The organism is Barnesiella sp. An55 (genome assembly GCF_002161555.1).
Lineage (GTDB): Bacteria > Bacteroidota > Bacteroidia > Bacteroidales > Barnesiellaceae > Barnesiella > Barnesiella merdipullorum.
Genome location: NZ_NFHZ01000019.1, coordinates 1 through 16,640, shown reverse-complemented (window position 1 = coordinate 16,640; position 16,640 = coordinate 1). Strand labels below are relative to the sequence as shown.

The following is a 16,640-nucleotide window of genomic DNA, read 5'->3' as shown; positions in this document are numbered from 1 at the left end:
TCGAAACAACCTTTCTAACGCATTTTCAGCGTAATTATGGTAATAGCTGCCAGCATGAGACCGACGATCCAAAAACGGACAACGATTTTAGACTCGGGCACGGCCTGCAGCGGTTTTTGTATTAAAGCGTTGATACCTGCATTCCCCGGTTTCTGGAAATGGTGGTGCAACGGTGTCATCTTGAATATACGGCGACCCTCGCCATACTTGCGCTTGGTTATCTTGAAGTAGGCCACCTGCAACATTACCGACAAATCCTCGGCAAAGAAAATGGCACACAAGATGGGAATGAGCAGCTCCTTGTGGATGCACAGGGCAAAGACGGCAATAATACCGCCCAAGGTCAAGCTGCCCGTGTCGCCCATGAATACCTGGGCGGGATAGGCATTGTACCACAGGAACCCGATGGTGGCTCCCATGAAGGCGCTGGCAAAGACCACCAGCTCTTCACTGCCCGGGATATACATTATATTTAAATAAGAAGCATAGGCTATGTGTCCCGACAGATAGGCCAGAATACCCAATGTGAGACCGATAATCGCCGAGGTGCCCGTAGCCAGGCCATCGAGTCCATCGGTCAGATTGGCGCCGTTGGAGACGGCGGTCACCACGAATATGGTGAGCAGGATGAAGATAATCCATCCACCGGTTTGTGCATGCTCGCCCAGGAAGGGGACCAAGTCGGCATAGTCGAGGTTGTTGTTCTTGAAGAAGGGGATGGTAGTCTGGGTCGATTTGATATTCTCCGACTCATACTTCACCACCTCGGTATCGCTACCGGGAGCCTGCACGGCCACATTCTCGCGGATAACCACATCGGGGCTCAGGTAGAGCGTGAGGCCCACGATGAGACCAAGGCCCACCTGACCTACAATCTTGAATCGTCCGTGCAGCCCCTCCTTATCTTTCTTAAACACCTTGATCGAGTCGTCGAGGAAACCGATGGCACCCAGCCACACGGTCGTGATGAGCATGAGTATCATGTAGATGTTGCCCAACCGGCCCACCAGCAGGCAGGGTACCAGGATGGCAATGATGATAATCACCCCTCCCATCGTGGGTGTACCCTTCTTGGCCATCTGCCCCTCCAGACCCAGGTCGCGTACCAGCTCACCGATTTGCCGTATCTGCAACCGGTTGATGATGCGCCGGCCGATGATGGTGGCGATAAACAACGACAGGATAAAGGCGACTACCGACCGGAACGAGATGTAGGAGAACAACCGCGCACCCGGAATATCGAACATCGATTCGAGATATTGGAATAGATAGTATAACATATTGGTCTTTGAGTTTCGGGGTTAATATCAAGCCTGCTCCTCGGCAAACAGTTTCTCTACCTCTTCCTTGTCGTCGAAGTGGTGTTTCACACCCTCGATTTCCTGGTAATCCTCATGCCCCTTGCCGGCCACGAGAATCACATCGCCGGGATTGGCAAACTGGGTAGCGGTACGAATCGCTTCACGACGATCGACCTGAGTGAGAGTCTTGCGACGCTGCTCGGCATCGAGCCCGGCCAGCATGTCGTTCAAGATATCGTTGGGATTTTCGAACCGAGGATTGTCGGAGGTGAGAATAACCCGATCGCTCAGGTTCACCGCCTCGCGGGCCATCATGGGACGTTTGCCCTTGTCGCGGTTACCGCCGGCACCCACCACGGTGATGATGTGCCCCCGGTTGCCCAGTACCTCGCGAATGGAGGTGAGCACATTGTTCAACGCATCGGGAGTGTGAGCATAGTCCACGATGACGGTATATCCGCGCGAAGAGTGCAACGTCTGGAAGCGGCCGGCTACCGGTACCAGCAGACTCATCCGGCGCAGCACCTCGTCGGGGTCCTGTCCCAGCAGACAGGTGGCTCCATACACGGCCAGCAGGTTATAGGCATTGAATTTGCCCACAAAGCGCACCTCGACCTCCTTGCCGTTTATCTCGAGGGCCATGCCGTCGATGCGGCTCTCGATGATGCGCACCCTGAAGTCGGCCATCGTGCGCAACGAGTAGGTGTGTTTCTCGGCCCGGGTATTTTGCAGCATCACCATTCCGGCCTTGTCGTCGATATTGGTCAAGGCAAAAGAGCCTTTGGGCAGCCCGTCGAAGAACGACTTCTTGGCTTTGAGATAGGCTTCGAAGGTCTTATGATAATCGATATGATCGCGGGTGAGGTTGGTGAAAATGGCTCCGTCGAAGTCGAGCCCGGCAATGCGGTGCTGTGCAGCCGAGTGTGAGCTCACCTCCATAAAGGCATACTGACAACCGGCATCGACCATCTCGCGCAGCATGCGATGCAGATGCAACGGGTCGGGAGTGGTGTGAGTGGCAGGCTCCCGCACCTCGTCGATATAGTTGCACACGGTCGAGAGCAGACCGGCCTTGTAGCCCAGCGAACGGAACATCTCGTACAGCAGGGTAGCCGTGGTGGTTTTGCCGTTGGTACCGGTTACCCCCACCAGGGTGAGTTCGCGCGACGGATTCCCATACCAGGCCGAAGCCAACAGACCGAAAGCAATCGAACTGTCATCGACCCTGACATACATCACCTCGCTGTTCAGCTCGGCGGGAAACTCTTCGCATACCACCACCTTGGCCCCTTGTGCTATGGCCTGGGGTATGAAGGTGTGGCCATCGACCGAGACACCTCGCACGGCTACAAAAAGGTAGCCCTCCTTTACCTGGCGCGAATCAGACTCCACGCCCGACACTTCTGTAACGACAGCGCCTTTGCGCTCTGCCACTACAATTTCCGATAATAACTCTTCTACACTTCTCATATCATCGTATTCTTTCTATTTCAATCTTAAAATCACCGTTGTTCCCGGCTGCAATGCCGCACCACGGGGTATCGACTGCTCATAGACCCGACCCCGGCCCTGAATATTCACATTCAGTCCGGCCCGCTCGAGCATATATAGAGCATCGCGTGCACCCATACCTATCACATCGGGCATACTGTCGCAATAGGTTTCAATGTCGCAGCAACCGCTCATGTCGCCCCGCACACCCAATTGCTGCAGTACCTCACGCGTCTCGGTGGCATCGCCTCGCTTCACGGTGGGAGCAAAGGTCAGGGTCGAGTCGGAAGGCAAGGTCATGGGCATATCGAGGCGCCCCATCGAGTAGAGCGTTTCGGCAATCTTCTTCAGCACACCGCCGCAATAATGTCCGGCCGAAGGCATACCCGGCAGATTGGGTTTTCCCAACAGCACGATACACGAGTACTGCGGTTTCTCATAGGGGAAGAAACCACAGAAGGTAATGCGGTAACGGCTCTCATATTTGCCATCGGCACCAATCACACGCACCGTACCCGTCTTGCCGGCAATCGAGACCTTGGTCGATCGGGCGCGCCGTCCCGTACCGTCGTTGTCGTTCACCACGGCATAGAGCATCGCTCTCAACTGCCGGGCCGTCTCGGGCTTGCAAGCCTGCTCTCTGATGTAACTGATGTTAAACACAGTATCGGGTTTCCCGTCGCGCAACAGCTCTTTAACCAAACGGGGCTTTACAAACTTGCCGTCGTTGGCAATGGTGTTATAGAGAGCCAGGGTATAGATGGGCGGTATCTTGGTCGTATAGCCATAAGACATACGCGTGAGGTTGATGCGATCTTGCACGGTGGGCTTCAGGTGACGTATGGTAGGACGTGCCGTACCGGGGATGCCGAGGTCGAAAGGCTCCATGAAGCCCACTTCGTAGATGCGCTGCACGAAACGGTCGGGGTCACGCTCGTAACCCCGCAGAATGATTTCAGACAAACCAATGTTCGACGAATACTTCATTGCCTCGGTGGCCGTCATCGAAGCCCGGCCGTGGGTGTCGGTAATGGGACGCACCTTGACTCCGGCCGGATAACGGAACACCCCGTTGTGACCGTTGATGACATCATTGGGGTGAATCACGCCGTCGTCGAGAGCAATCATCATCGACAACGGTTTCACCACCGAACCCGGTTCATACCCCTGCACAGCGTTGTTCACCGTCTCGAGATACTCTCCGTTGGGCAGTCGCGAGAGGTTAGACATGGCCTTGATTTCGCCCGTGGCCACCTCCATGACAATCGCCACGGCAAACTCGGGTTGCGTCTCTTCGATGGTCTCGAGCAGAGCCTGCTCGGTAATATCCTGTATATCGATATCGATTGTCGTCTTCACATCGAGCCCTCTTTGCGGCGGATCGGAAACCCAATCGACAATGCCCGACGGAATCTGTTTCTTGATGGTCCGTCCCGGCACACCATACAACAGGGAGTCGAGCGCCTTTTCCAGGCCGCTGTTGCCGTGGAAGGTCTCGTCGAGTCCGCCAATGGCTCTCGAGGCCATGGTACCATAAGGTTTCTCACGCTTGATAATCTTCTCGCGGTTGGGGTTGATATAGAAACCCGAGTAGGGTGTCGGGTAGTTCAAAAAGGGGAATGTCTTCAACAACTTATAATCGTGGCCGGTAACCTCGCGCACCAGCACGAAGTAGCGCTTCTTCTCCAAAAAGGCCTTGCGCATCCCCTTCTCATAGGCGGTCGCTGTCTTCGAAGGGAAATATTTGGCCAGCATACGGCTCAGAATCGCCACGCTATCGTTAAACTCCTCGGCCTTGAACTTGGGCACGCCAAAGTCGATGATAGCCCGATAATAAGTCATGTTGGTAGCCAGCACCTCGCCGTTCTGAGCCAGGATATCGCCACGCTCGGGCATCACCTCGTGGGTAATCGAGAGCATTTGGGCTGCCTTCTCGTTCCACTTGTCGGCATGAATAATGCACGTATCGGCCGCCTTCTTGATAATGGCGATACTGAACAAGAGCACCCCTACGATTACCAGGGCATACCGCAACAATATGTGATTCCTATTCCTTGTCTCCATCGGTCTGCATCAGTTTTACAGGAGGAGTATCGGGTATCTCGAGTCCCAAATGATTTTCGTTGACGAGCGTCATGATTCTCGAGTGGCGCACCAACCCCATGTAGCGGGCAGCAGCACGCACCCGCTCGGTCTTTGCATTGGTCAACTCAAAGCGCAACTCCTTGATAGTCTCCAACTTGGTTTGACACACATAGCGGTTGGCTATCGACAGGCAAAAAAGAAAAACCACCGAAGCGATAAAGCCCCAGTGCGATCTGAAAAAATCGAGCGAAAAAATACGCCCCTGGATAACCATTTTCAGATATTTAATGAATCCTATCTTTTCGTTTTTTGTCTTCTTTGCCATTATTCTATACCCTCTCTGCTATTCTCAACTTGGCGCTGCGCGACCGGGGATTCCGCTCAATCTCGGCCTCATCGGGGACAATCACCTTGTGGTTGACAGCCCTGAACGGGGTCTCTATGCGGCCGAAGAAATCCTGCTCGGCACGCCCTTCGACATTGCCCGTGCGTATGAAGTTCTTGACCATGCGATCTTCGAGCGAATGGTAGGTGAGTATCACCAGCCTGCCACCGGGGGCAAGCAACTCGACCGACTGCTCGAGCAACCGACGCAGGCTCTCCATCTCGCGGTTGACCTCGATGCGCAGGGCCTGAAACAGTTGCGCCAACTCTTTTTTCTCTTGCTTGCGATTGACATAGGGCCGCACCACCTCGAGCAACTGCTCGGTCGTTGTGATGGGCGACGAAGCCCGCGCCGAGACCAACGCCGAGGCAATGCGACGCGCACTCTTCAACTCGCCATACAAGAAGAAGAGATTGGCCAACTGCTCTTCGCTATACGAGGCTACCACCTGGGCGGCAGTCTGTAAAGCCCGCTGGTTCATGCGCATGTCGAGCGGGCCTTCGAAGCGAAACGAAAAACCTCGCTCCGAGTCGTCGAAATGGTGAAACGAGACCCCCAAATCGGCCAAAATGCCATCGACCTGCTCTACGCCATAATAGCGCATGAAGTTTTTCAGATACCTGAAGTTGCTATGCACAAACGTAAAGCGATCGTCGTCCAAACTGTTGCGCCGGGCATCCTCGTCCTGGTCGAGCGAAAAAAGCCGTCCCCCCTCGCCCAGATGTTCCAAAATGGCCCGCGAGTGTCCACCCCCGCCAAAGGTCACATCGACATAGGTACCATCGGGTTTGACCGCCAATCCGTCGATACACTCCTCGAGTAGTGCAGGTATATGATACACAGGCGATTGCAATTCCATTCGATCCTCGTCCTCCAACTTTACATTTTTGCAGGGTAAAGATAGGCATTAATCGCTAATCCCGCAGTGCACTTTTTCACTTTTTTCTCTATTTTTTTCTGTCACGACACAAAAATCAGAGGCCCGTGAATGAGAGATACTGTATCATTCTGTAATAAAAAGCATATTCCTGTCTGTAAAAATAAAAAAAATAGCTTACTTTTGTACACACTTTTTATGGTTAGTCATGAGTTCCGAACCTCTGAAAATCGATATTGAGAAGGTAGTCAGGGAGAAAACGCCCAAATATGCAAAACGAATCCCGGGATTCTTGTTTCGCTATCTCAAGCGGACCATCCACCAGGACGAGATAAACTACGTTCTCAGTACCTACAAGGATAGCACCGGCGTGAAGTTTGCCGACGACCTGCTCGACTACATGAATGTTCACGCCAACGTCATCGGCATCGAGAACATTCCGGCCGAGGGCCGCTTTATCTTCGCCTCGAACCACCCCCTGGGCGCGCTCGACGGGGTCACGCTCATCCGTTTCTTCGGCCACTACTACAACGGAAAAATAAAATTTCTCGTCAACGACTTGCTCATGAATATCAAGCCGTTGGCCCCCGTATTCCTGCCTATCAACAAGTACGGGTCGCAGGCCAAGGAGTCGAGCATACAGATAAACAAGGCCTATGAGTCCGACGAGCAGATGCTCATCTTCCCCGCCGGTCTCTGCTCTCGCCTGCAACACGGGAAAATATGCGACCTGGAGTGGAAAAAAACCTTTATTGCCAAAGCCATCCAGTCGCAACGCGATGTAATCCCCATCTATTTCGAGGGACAGAACTCGGCTTTTTTTTACCGATTTGCTAAAATACGTAAAACTCTCGGCATAAAATTTAATATAGAATTGATATATTTGCCCGATGAAATGTTCAACAGTAAAAACAAAACGTTCAACATATACATCGGCAAACCTATCCCCTGGCAGACATTCGACAAGTCAAAAAGTCTTCAAGAGTGGGCCCAGGTTGTAAAAGAGAAAGTCTATCAGATTAAAAATCAATAGCATGGAACCGATTATTGCGCCCGTTGACAAAGAACTCATCAAGTCGGAACTTACCCCCGACCGATTTATGCGAGATACCCGTAAGGGCGGAAACAAGATATACATCGTCGATTGTAACAATGCACCCCACGTGATGCGCGAAATAGGAAGGCTGCGCGAAATCGCTTTTCGTTACCCCGGTGGTGGCACCGGCCTCGCCCTCGACATCGACGAATTCGACACGATGGACCCACCGTGCCAGCAACTTATTGTGTGGAACCCCGAAGCCGAAGAGATTATCGGCGGCTATCGGTTCATCCTGGGCGAGAACATTCGCACCGACGAACAGGGTCGCCCCCGCATCGCCACCTCGCACCTCTTCGACTTCTCCGACAAGTTTTTGCATGACTACCTGCCCCACACCATCGAGTTGGGTCGCTCGTTTGTTACCCTCGAGTACCAGTCGTCGCGCGCCGGAGCCAAAGGGCTCTTTGCTCTCGACAACCTGTGGGACGGACTGGGGGCTCTCACGGTCGATTATCCGCAAATCGAATACTTCTTCGGGAAGGTAACCATGTATCCCACCTACTCGCACGAGGGGCGCAACATGATTCTCTATTTCCTGAACAAACACTTCCCCGACCCCGAGCACCTCGTATGGCCGCGTCATCCGCTCCAGACCAATACCGACGAAGAGAAGATGAGCCGGCTTTTCATTCACGACGACTTCAAGGAGGATTACAAGATTCTGAACCAGGAGGTGCGCAAACTCGGGTACAACATACCCCCGCTGGTCAACGCCTACATGGGACTCTCGCCCACGATGAAGATGTTTGGCACGGCCATCAACGACGAATTCGGCAACGTGGAGGAGTCGGGTATCCTCATCGCCATAAAGGATATCATCGCAGAGAAGCGAAGCCGGTATATCGAGACCTACGACAAACTGCCTCCGATAAAAATATCGTAACGGCGCCACCGTCTTTTTTATCGGAGAAAACATACTTATACTCGCATGAAATATAGTTTTCTCCTGCCCGCTGCGCTCATGCTTCTGCTGTGTCAATGCAGTGGCAACACCTCGTATATACTCACCGAGACCGACTATATCCCGGTTTTCGCCGGCGACTCCTGTCTCTATATCGACCGCGACGACGAACCTCGCTTCGTAGGCCCCTACACCAGTGCCTCGCTCTTCTACGACGATATGGCTCTGGTGCGCAACCAGGCCGATGATAAATGGGGATATATCGACGACAAGGGCGAACTCGTCTATCCCGCCGTCTATACCGCGGCTACCATCTTTCACGAAAACCGCGCCTGGGTGGTGCGCCCCAACGAGGCTCCCTGTGCCATCGACACCAAAGGCCGGCTGCAGCTCACCCTCACCCAAGCCTCGCAAGTGATGATCTTCTGCGAAGGGATGGCGGCTTTTGCCCAAAAGGAGAAGGATGGCGAACGGTGGGGATTTATCGACAAGAGCGGCAACGTGATTATCAAACCTATTTATCGCGAAGTGAAACCCTTTGCCCAAGGAGTGGCCGCTGTCAAAAACGAAGAGGGATTGTGGGGATACATCGATGCCCAAGGGGTGGAGAAGATAGCTCCCTGCTACGAATCGGCCGAGTCGTTCTCGCCCCAGCAGCAGGCCGTGGTGCAGGTAAAACCGGGAACGTTCCGCGTCATCGGGTTGCAGGGCGACTCGATTTGGCAAACCGACTGCGAAGCTCTTGTCTCAGACGGTACCCTCTTTCGCATCCAGATAGAGGAGAAATGGGGCTGGTGCGACCCACAGGGAAAGATGCTCATCGAGCCCGCCTTCGACGATAGCCGAGCCTTCGGCCAGGCCGAACTGGCTCCCGTAAAATGGCAAGGCAAATGGGGCTATATCGACCGTCAGGGCCAGTGGAAAATCAAACGACAATTTACCGATGCCCTCCCCTTCTTCGACGGATTGGCCCTGGTAGAGGCCGGTACCCTATATGGATTTATCGATACCAAAGGGCGCTACCGCATCAATCCGCAATACGACCGTGTGGCCGATGATTACCTGCAGCAGGCCCGTGGAGCAGGCAGCGCCTTCACCACAGTCAAAAGCGACCACGCTCGATACAAGTAAGACAGAAGAGAAGCCCGGGAAAGGAGACGATTATTTCCCCTCGAGCGAGCGGACCGAGAGTTCGCCCAACGAATTTTTCTTAATCTCGGGAGTTCCCCGGTAATAAACCTCGCCATTACCCGTAGCCCAAGCCGACAGTTTTTGGGTGGCATGACACCCGATGACTCCGTTGCCCGTGATGCGGCAAGTCACATCGCGAGCGACCAGCCCGTCGGCCTCGACTTGACCCGTACCAGTTACCGAGAGTTCGGCCTCGCGGCATTTCCCCGTGAGCGAAACCTTGCCGCTACCGGTCAACACCGAAGCCTTCACGATACCATAATCGATCTGGCGGCCCATAATCGAGCCGTTGCCTATCACCTTGGCCTGGAAAGCCGCGCCCGATATGGGCGATGCAATCTGCACCACACCCAGGCCGTTGTTCTCAACATACTCCAAGGCGGTGGAATAGACAATGATCGAGCCTTGCATCTGCTCCTTGTCGCAGGCCCCCTTATACTTGATGGTGAGCTGTCCCTTCTTGGCCACGCACTCGATCTTGTCGATATCGGCGGTAGCCGCCATAATCACGATGACTCCGGCCGAGTCGGCATTCTGCCTGTACGACACGTCGAAGTTGTTATACACCTTCATCTTGTAAAAATCATCGACCGCAATCTGTTTTACCGAAGTCTCCACGGCCTGCGCCCCCATAACAGAAACAAGGCACACGGCCAACATACCGAATATCTTCTTCATCATCTTTTCGTGTTTTATACTTGGTTGGGTAATATTTCATATTCAATCTTGTCGAGGATAGCCGTGAGCTCCTCTACACTGTCGGCCCGCAACATGGCAATGCGCGTCTCCCTGAAGTTGGGGATACCCTTGAACAGCGGGGTGGCTGCCAAGTGCCGGCGTATGTGCAGGATGCCCCGGTGCTCGTCGAGCCGGGCCACACTCTCGAGCATCTGCCGGCGCAGGGCCGACATCTTCTCGTGAATCGAGAGCGGTGGCAACTCTTCGCCCGTGAGCAGATAGTGTTTCATCTCCTTGAAAATCCAAGGGCAACCGAAACTGGCCCGCCCTACCATCACGGCATCGACTCCGTAGCGGTCGAACTTCTCCTTGGCTATCTGCGGGGTGGTCACATCGCCATTCCCGATGATGGGAATGTGCATGCGGGGATTGTTCTTCACCTCCCCGATGAGGGTCCAGTCGGCCTCGCCGGTGTACATCTGGCTGCGGGTACGCCCGTGTATGGTGAGGGCGGCAATGCCGCAATCCTGCAACTGCTCGGCCAGTTCGACAATGATGCGCGACTCCTGGTCCCACCCCAGGCGGGTCTTCACCGTAACGGGTATCTTCACGGCATCGACTACGGCCCGGGTGATTTTCAACATCAGCGGCACGTCGCGCAACATGCCGGCTCCGGCCCCTTTGCCGGCTACCTTCTTCACCGGGCAACCGAAGTTGATATCGAGCACATCAGGGTGAGCCTCTTCGCACATGCGGGCGGCCTCGACCATAGCATCGACAAAGCGCCCGTAAATCTGTATGGCCACGGGACGCTCCTCGTCGTGTATGTTCAGTTTGCGGGTGGTGCTGTTGATATTGCGCACCAGCGCATCGCTCGACACAAACTCGGTATAGACCATATCGGCGCCAAACTCCTTGCACATGAGGCGGAACGACTCGTCCGTCACATCCTCCATCGGCGCCAGAAACAACGGATACCGGCCAAAATCGAGATTACCTATCTTCATACCTGTTGCTTATTGAGAATACGAATATACAAAAAACTATCGGCCTCGCAGCCATAAGGTTATAAAAATTAACAAATATTCTATTCGCAAATTAACATAGACAGTCTGTCTTCGGCCAGCACCTCATTGGCAATCGCCAGCAGGTCGTCGGCCGTAATCTGCTCGACCCGGCGGGCTATCTCCTCCAGCGAGTCGAACTGTCCATAGCGTAGGAAGCTCTTGCCCAAGGCCAGCGCTACATTCTCCGAGTTGTCGGTCGATACCTCTATCTGCCCGATAAACTGACGCTTGGCCGCAGCCAGTTTCGAGGTCGAGAGACGCTGCTCGCGCATCCGCTTCAACTCTCGTCGCACCAGGTCGATGCAGCGTCGGGTATCGTGATGATCGGTACCGAAGTAGATGGTAAACAGACCGGTATCGGTATAAGAGGTAACCGACGACTCTACCGTATAGACATAGCCCCGCTTCTCGCGCAGACTCACATTCAGCACACTGTTCATGCCGGGACCGCCCAGCAGGTTGTTCAGGAGCAGCAAGGCGCGGCGACGCTTATCGTGCAGGTCGTAGGCCCGTGCCCCGATAATGACGTGCGACTGGTGCGTATCGCGATCGATCGTGCGGGTAAACGACGGGCCGGCGGATGGCAGCTGCCGGTTCATCGGCTTCGTGGGGCGGGACAATCCACCCAGATAGCGCTCGGCCAAGGCTTTGACCCGGTCGAAAGGAGTAGCTCCCATAGAGAAGAAAACCATATTCCCGGGCGTATAGTAGTCGGTGAGGAACTGCCGGGCCACGGCAGAAGTCATACGATCGAGCGACTCGACCGACCCCAGGATATTGCGGCCCAATGCACACCCCTCGAAAAGCAACGACTCAAACTCATCGTAAATCAGTTCGGCAGGAGTATCGAGATAGAGGTTTATCTCGTCGGCCACCACCTCGCGCTCCTTGTTCAGCTCCCGCTCAGGGAATTGCGAGTTGGCTACCAGGTCGCCCAACAGCTCCATGGCCCGGGGCAGATGCACACCCGGGAAAATCGAATAGACCACCGTCTCCTCCTTGGCCGTGTAGGCATTCAGCTCGCCCCCCACCACTTCCATGCGGTTGAGGATATGCGACGCCCGCCGGTGAGTCGTACCCTTGAACAGCGTGTGTTCTACAAAATGAGCCAGGCCGTTGTAGGCCTCACCTTCGTCGCGAGTACCGGCATTGACCGTAAAGCCACAATACGAGACGGCCGACCGTGTGGGTCGGTGAATGAGACGCAGCCCGTTGGACAAGGTACAAATCTGATATTCTTCCATAAATAAACCGTCCTCTGTTAGAAGCTGCAAAAATACGACATTCCCGCCCGTTCCACAAAAAACGGCGATATTATTCTGTCCCCATACAGGTGGACCCTCTTTCCGTATCCTTTTTTGAATAAGAAAGACAAGAAATTGTTCGTAGGGAGAGATTTATCATCGGTCTTCAAAAGTAATGAAACACATAACCGATTGACAAGAAGATACTCTGGCTCAACTCTCGCTTGGGCACATAAAACTTCTGCCCATTATCCAACGTAATATTCCTCCGCCCGGAATAATAGTCCAGATTCGAGACAGAATACCCGCCCCTGAATATAAAACGATCAATGGCAAAGTTGATCGAAACCCTTGCATTCCAGTAGAACCATTGGAGCCCTTTATTGGGAAATGTGCGATAATCTACGGTCTGGCTGACAGCTCCCGAAAACTGCTTGATTTCATAGGTCAAAGAGTTTCGGAAAGGGCACGCCAAACTGAGCCCCGGCTCAGCCTGAACCCAAAGACGACAGTCGTTATCCGCACTCGCCCAGATAGCTGGAGATTTAATGACCAACGACGGCTTCAATATCAGCCACCCGATGTTTCGCTCATTGTCGGCAAGCTCGGCTTCATGCCCGTCAACCACAGTCTGACGGCTCGGTTGATTATATTGACCCGTCAACTCCAACCCAAGCGCCACACCGAGATGCTTATGGAAAAGCCAGCTGACGGAAGGTTCTAATTGCCAGGCTTGTTCATTGTTCAGGTACACTCCTCCGTACAAGTCGGCCGTAAAAGCCGGAGCCTTGTCTTGCGCATACACCCCTGCAGGTCCACAGCACCATACGGAAACAAATAAAAGCGTCATATACCGGCTCAATCTCATAACAATTATATACAACTCGTTCTAGAATCATCTGTGGCAAATATATGCAAATCCTGAATTTTCCCCACACCTTGTAGCGCAATTTATAATCTCGCCTCTTATTCTCGTTTATAAAACAAGAGACCATATATCGAAAATTTCATTTTCTATTTGTCTCGATAGCCACCTTTCACTATCTTTGGATAAGATAGGATGCAGTTCGGCATAGTCAAATTTGAAAACATGGTTTTCATTTGCCTCTGCGCTCACCTTTCACTATCTTTGAAAAAACGAACGACACTATGCAAAGCATTACCGTATTTTGCTCGGCTTCCGATGCCATCGCCCCCGACTACAAGCACGAGGCCGAGGTGCTGGGCCAATGGATAGGCACCCACGGCTACCGGCTGGTCTATGGCGGGGCCAATGGTGGACTCATGGAGATTGTAGCCCGGTGCGCCCGCGACAACGGAAGCCCCGTACTGGGAGTCATCACCAGCCACATCGTCCGGTTAGGGCGATCGAGCCAACAGCCCACCGAGCTCATTACCACCGACAATATGGGCGAGCGCAAACGGCTCCTCATCGAACGGGGCGACATCATCGTAGCCCTGCCCGGCGGCATCGGTACCATCGACGAACTCTTCGACGCCATCACCACCAAGATGCTCGGCCACCACGACAAGCCCATCGTCATCTGCAATACCCGAGGCCTGTTCGCCCCTCTCGTGCAACAGCTCGACCTGCTGCGCCAGCAAGGCTTCCTGCGTTACGATCGTCCCGACCTCTACCAGGTAGTGCCCGATGCCCGAGCCTGCTGCGAACTTCTCGCGCAACAAATCCGTTAATAACCCAAACTGCCAACGATATGAAAAAAAGCAACCTCTACACCCTCACCGGCGACAAAGGCACCACCTCTCTGGTGGGAGGCCTGCGCATCTCGAAAAACGACCCGCGGCTCGAAGCCTACGGTACCATCGACGAACTCAACGCCCACATCGGTCTGCTGCGCCAGATGGGCAACGATCCCGACGACGACGCCCTGCTCCTCTTCATCCAGAACAAACTCTTTGTCGTAGGCTCCTACCTGGCCACCGACACCTCGTTCACCCAGTTGCGCGAGGCCAGCCGACTGCACCCCGACGACATCGCCCGCATCGAGAATCGCATCGACACCCTCGACTCCATCGTGCCACCGCTCCATGCCTTCCTGTTACCCGGCGGGACAGCTGCCGCCGCCCAAGCCCATGTGTGCCGCACCGTATGCCGACGAGCCGAACGCCGCATTTGCCAGGTAGCCCAAGAGGTATTGGTCGATGAAAACATCATGAAATTTGTCAATCGTCTCTCCGACTACTTCTTTGTTTTAGCGCGATTTAACAATTATGTCAAAAAACAGGACGAAATTTTCTGGGATAAAGATTGCTAATGAAAATAAATGAGCTATTTTTGCGAACATTTTATAGAAAGACCTATCAACAAGTTAAAATTTTAACACTATGTACTGGACATTGGAATTAGCATCGAAACTCGAAGACGCACCTTGGCCTGCAACAAAAGAGGAGTTGATCGACTACGCTATGCGTTCCGGGGCACCTCTTGAGGTTATCGAAAACCTGCAGGAGATGGAAGACGAAGGGGAAACTTATGAATGTATCGAAGACATCTGGCCCGACTACCCCAGCAAAGAAGATTTCTTCTTCAACGAGGAAGAATATTAGCGCGATTTTAAGCACAAAACAGCTATTAAATCCCTGTCAATCAATAAGATTGACGGGGATTTAATTTGTTTGGACAACAGCGTCTGACCGCCTCAAATGGCGCGGTTTATTTGGACAAAATACGTTTTTTCGGGAAAAAATCGGGATTTGTTTGGACAAAATTCATTACCTTTACAGAGGTTTGTGAGTATTACCGCAACCTCTGTTTTTTTAATTTCAAACATCTCCAGTATGGGACGACCGAAACGACTATATCCATTGGGACGCTATCGCCTGCATATCCGGGGTGAGATCGATCCTGCCAAACAGTATCTTGTCCAGCTTGAATACACCTGGAACCGGCAGGTGATACGCAAGGGTATGAATATCTTTGTCCGGTTGGGAGACTGGAACGAGAAAGCCAACAAGGGACGTGGCGGAGTCAGGGCGAGCTATGGCCCGGAAGCCAACCGTATCAACAGTCTGTTGCTTGCCAGGGTAGATAAGATTGACAGCCTTTTGGCCGAGTTTCAGCAGAAACATCCAAACCAGATTACGGAGCAGGTAATATCAGATCTTTTGGCCGACAAACCGCTCACACGGGAGGACAAAGGAAAGGATTTTATCGAGTTTGTTCAGGAAAGGCTTGAATCCGATTATTCGAGAAACCGAATCGGACGCAGCCGCTATGAGAACGGCAAGAGCGGCATGAATATTTTCCGTATCTTTCTCCGTGCAACAAAGAACGGTACCTATAAGCCGGACAGTATCTATTTAGGTGAAATATCGGTTGAACTGATTGACGAATACATCAGGTGGCGCCGCGAGATAAAACAGAATAGCGATGCAACAATCAACCATGCTTTGACTCCGATTCTGAAGGCGTGTGCCTATGCTTCCGAAATGAAGATGATAGACCATGCCGTCAATGCGAGGATTCAGGATATGCGTATCACCTCTAAGATATCTCTTTCGGACGAAGACAACGAGTTTGATGGCAAGTACCTTTCAAAGGAACAGATGTCTGCGCTGTTGGAATATTACAATACCTGTACAGAACCGCGCCGTAAGGAATTTTTGGAAATGTTCTTCTTTGCCTTCCATGCCTGTGGACTCCGTGTTGTCGATGTGATGACATTGCAGTGGGGCCATGTCAATTTTGAGAAGAAGGAACTGAGAAAAATCATGATCAAGACGAACAAGCGCCATGTAATTCCTCTTACAGAACCTGCCTTGCATATACTACATCGGTGGCAGGAGAAACGTGCCGGATGCCGGTATGTATTCAACTTAGTAAAGGATGATCTGGATCTTGATGATGCGGAGGCTCTGTACAAAGCCCGTAACAATGCAACGAAATGTATCAATCAGTCGCTGGCGGTTGTCGGAGGACAGATAGGGCTTCCGTTTACCCTCTCAATGCATGTGGCCCGGCATTCGTTTGCGGTCTTTGCACTGAACAATGGACTTTCCATGTCGGTTGTCAGTCGTTTGCTCGGCCATGGAAGTACGGATGTCACCGAAAAGGTATATGCCAAATTCCTGCCCGAAACGCTGTCGGCGGAAGTGGCTCGTCTGAAAGAGGATTTTGCATCTCTGGAAATTGTCTGATAATTGTAGATGGCTATTATAAACAATCATTAATTTTATATCTAAAACACTGCTGTCCGGAGAAATTTTACCATAAAGTAGGTTGCTCGACAGAACCCGCCTCCGGAACACAAACGGGAGTTGTCGGCTGATTATAAATTTCACGGATATCCGCCCTCTGGAA

General features: G+C 52.9%; 16 protein-coding genes. 7 read left to right on the top strand and 9 right to left on the bottom strand.

The genetic code is table 11. The features are described 5' to 3' along the window. Positions 1-14: 14 nt before the first annotated feature. From mraY to rsmH, 5 genes are read right to left on the bottom strand one after another with little or no spacing between them, the layout of a single operon-like run. Entirely contained in the window at positions 15-1,280 is a 1,266-nt protein-coding gene (mraY, locus tag B5G10_RS11105) for a phospho-N-acetylmuramoyl-pentapeptide-transferase (RefSeq protein WP_087424799.1), read from the bottom strand. A gap of 27 nt (positions 1,281-1,307) precedes the next feature. Next, positions 1,308-2,771, bottom strand: coding sequence for a UDP-N-acetylmuramoyl-L-alanyl-D-glutamate--2,6-diaminopimelate ligase (locus B5G10_RS11100; protein WP_087424798.1), 1,464 nt, complete (start codon positions 2,769-2,771; stop codon positions 1,308-1,310). 15 nt (positions 2,772-2,786) lie between these two features. Beyond that, positions 2,787-4,856, bottom strand: coding sequence for a penicillin-binding protein (locus tag B5G10_RS11095; RefSeq protein ID WP_087424797.1), 2,070 nt, complete (start codon positions 4,854-4,856; stop codon positions 2,787-2,789). Beyond that, positions 4,840-5,202: an FtsL-like putative cell division protein gene (locus tag B5G10_RS11090; RefSeq protein ID WP_087424796.1), complete on the bottom strand. Its 363-nt coding sequence runs from the start codon at positions 5,200-5,202 to the stop codon at positions 4,840-4,842. The genes B5G10_RS11095 and B5G10_RS11090 overlap by 17 nt, the downstream gene beginning before the upstream one ends. 4 nt (positions 5,203-5,206) lie before the next feature. After that, positions 5,207-6,121, bottom strand: a complete 915-nt coding sequence (gene rsmH / locus B5G10_RS11085) for a 16S rRNA (cytosine(1402)-N(4))-methyltransferase RsmH (RefSeq protein ID WP_087424795.1) — start codon at positions 6,119-6,121, stop codon at positions 5,207-5,209. Between the two features lie 226 nt (positions 6,122-6,347). On the opposite strand from rsmH, the gene B5G10_RS11080 reads away from it, so the two are divergent. From B5G10_RS11080 to B5G10_RS11070, 3 genes are read left to right on the top strand one after another with little or no spacing between them, the layout of a single operon-like run. Continuing rightward, positions 6,348-7,172 (top strand): 1-acyl-sn-glycerol-3-phosphate acyltransferase, encoded by an 825-nt coding sequence (locus tag B5G10_RS11080; protein WP_087424794.1) that lies wholly within the window; start codon positions 6,348-6,350, stop codon positions 7,170-7,172. Position 7,173: 1 nt separating this feature from the next. Continuing rightward, positions 7,174-8,121 (top strand): GNAT family N-acetyltransferase, encoded by a 948-nt coding sequence (locus tag B5G10_RS11075; protein ID WP_087424793.1) that lies wholly within the window; start codon positions 7,174-7,176, stop codon positions 8,119-8,121. A gap of 45 nt (positions 8,122-8,166) precedes the next feature. After that, positions 8,167-9,270 (top strand): WG repeat-containing protein, encoded by a 1,104-nt coding sequence (locus tag B5G10_RS11070; RefSeq protein ID WP_087424792.1) that lies wholly within the window; start codon positions 8,167-8,169, stop codon positions 9,268-9,270. Between the two features lie 30 nt (positions 9,271-9,300). On the opposite strand, the gene B5G10_RS11065 is transcribed toward B5G10_RS11070, so the two are convergent. From B5G10_RS11065 to B5G10_RS11050, 4 genes are all read right to left on the bottom strand, one after another. Then, a complete protein-coding gene (locus B5G10_RS11065; protein ID WP_087424791.1) occupies positions 9,301-10,011 on the bottom strand; it encodes a DUF2807 domain-containing protein in 711 nt (236 codons plus the stop codon). An 11-nt stretch (positions 10,012-10,022) separates the two neighbouring features. After that, positions 10,023-11,015 (bottom strand): tRNA dihydrouridine synthase DusB, encoded by a 993-nt coding sequence (dusB, locus tag B5G10_RS11060; protein ID WP_087424790.1) that lies wholly within the window; start codon positions 11,013-11,015, stop codon positions 10,023-10,025. 80 nt (positions 11,016-11,095) lie between these two features. Beyond that, positions 11,096-12,319: a pitrilysin family protein gene (locus B5G10_RS11055; RefSeq protein WP_087424789.1), complete on the bottom strand. Its 1,224-nt coding sequence runs from the start codon at positions 12,317-12,319 to the stop codon at positions 11,096-11,098. A gap of 166 nt (positions 12,320-12,485) precedes the next feature. Further along, positions 12,486-13,169 carry a hypothetical protein gene (locus B5G10_RS11050; protein WP_087424788.1) on the bottom strand — a complete coding sequence of 228 codons (684 nt, stop codon included), beginning with the start codon at positions 13,167-13,169 and terminating at the stop codon, positions 12,486-12,488. A 299-nt stretch (positions 13,170-13,468) separates the two neighbouring features. Here B5G10_RS11050 and B5G10_RS11045 point away from each other — a divergent pair, with 299 nt between their 5' ends. The 4 genes from B5G10_RS11045 to B5G10_RS11030 all read left to right on the top strand — a co-directional run bounded on the left by B5G10_RS11045 (position 13,469) and on the right by B5G10_RS11030 (position 16,477). After that, positions 13,469-14,014 (top strand): TIGR00730 family Rossman fold protein, encoded by a 546-nt coding sequence (locus tag B5G10_RS11045; RefSeq protein ID WP_087424787.1) that lies wholly within the window; start codon positions 13,469-13,471, stop codon positions 14,012-14,014. 20 nt (positions 14,015-14,034) lie between these two features. Beyond that, complete coding sequence (locus B5G10_RS11040) at positions 14,035-14,595, top strand: cob(I)yrinic acid a,c-diamide adenosyltransferase (protein ID WP_087424786.1); 561 nt, start codon at positions 14,035-14,037, stop codon at positions 14,593-14,595. Between the two features lie 70 nt (positions 14,596-14,665). Further along, complete coding sequence (locus B5G10_RS11035) at positions 14,666-14,887, top strand: DUF2795 domain-containing protein (protein ID WP_008863178.1); 222 nt, start codon at positions 14,666-14,668, stop codon at positions 14,885-14,887. Between the two features lie 231 nt (positions 14,888-15,118). After that, a complete protein-coding gene (locus B5G10_RS11030) occupies positions 15,119-16,477 on the top strand; it encodes a tyrosine-type recombinase/integrase (RefSeq protein WP_087424834.1) in 1,359 nt (452 codons plus the stop codon). Positions 16,478-16,640: the final 163 nt, after the last annotated feature.